Origin of the sequence: Ruminococcus sp. Marseille-P328, from assembly GCF_964249465.1 — a bacterium.
Classification (GTDB): domain Bacteria; phylum Bacillota; class Clostridia; order Lachnospirales; family Lachnospiraceae; genus Blautia_A; species Blautia_A faecis.
The window spans coordinates 1-841 of the sequence record NZ_CAXUBQ010000070.1 but is presented as its reverse complement, the minus strand read 5'-3'; the positions used below and the strand labels follow the sequence as shown (position 1 = coordinate 841).

The window sequence follows — 841 nt, the reverse complement described above, 5'->3', positions numbered from 1 at the left end:
TATGAACCATTTATGATAATGTCCTAATATACCATAAAGGAAAATGTCCCAATGTAGTATAATGCTTCCATCAACAGATGGAGGTAACGATTATCAGAAAGGTAGAATTATCAATGGATGAACAAAAGAAATATGAGGTGATCAAATCATTGGCAGATCATCCAGCCCCTAACAAGCAGAGAGCTGCCCTTACTCTCGGTTGTACTGTACGTCACATTAACCGTATGCTTAAAGGCTACAAAGAACATGGCAAAGCCTATTTTATCCATGGCAACAGAGGACGTAAACCAGCCAATACCATCCCCAATGAAACTCGTAATCTTGTTGTCGATTTATACCGCAACAAATACTATGATGCCAATTTTGAACATTTCACTGAGTTATTAGGAAAACATGAAGATATCTACATCTCCCCTTCAGCGGTTATGTCTATTCTCGAAGCTGAATACATTCTCTCTCCCAAGGCTACAAAAGCTAAGAAAAAGAGAATCAAAGAACAATTAAAAGCCGATAAAAAAGCGGCGAAATCTCAGAAAGAAGCGGATCAGATACAGATTAATCTTGTTGCTCTTGAGGACGCCCATTCCCGCCGTCCCAGAGCCGCTTATTTCGGTGAACTGCAGCAAATGGACGCAACTCCCTACGAATGGATCCCCGCTCAGATATGGCATCTGCATCTGGCTATAGATGATGCTACAGGAAGGATTACCGGCGGTTGGTTTGATACCCAGGAAACTCTGAATGGCTATTACCACGTTTTCCATCAGATTCTCACAACTTACGGTATCCCCTACAAGTTCTTTACAGACCGCCGTACTGTTTTCACCTATAAAAAGAAAAA

Annotated in this window: 1 pseudogene; it reads left to right on the top strand. The window is 41.3% G+C overall.

Annotated features, from left to right (window positions below):
* Positions 1-113: 113 nt before the first annotated feature.
* Positions 114-841 (top strand): annotated as a pseudogene (locus ACESTK_RS20465) (ISNCY family transposase); the annotation flags it as partial.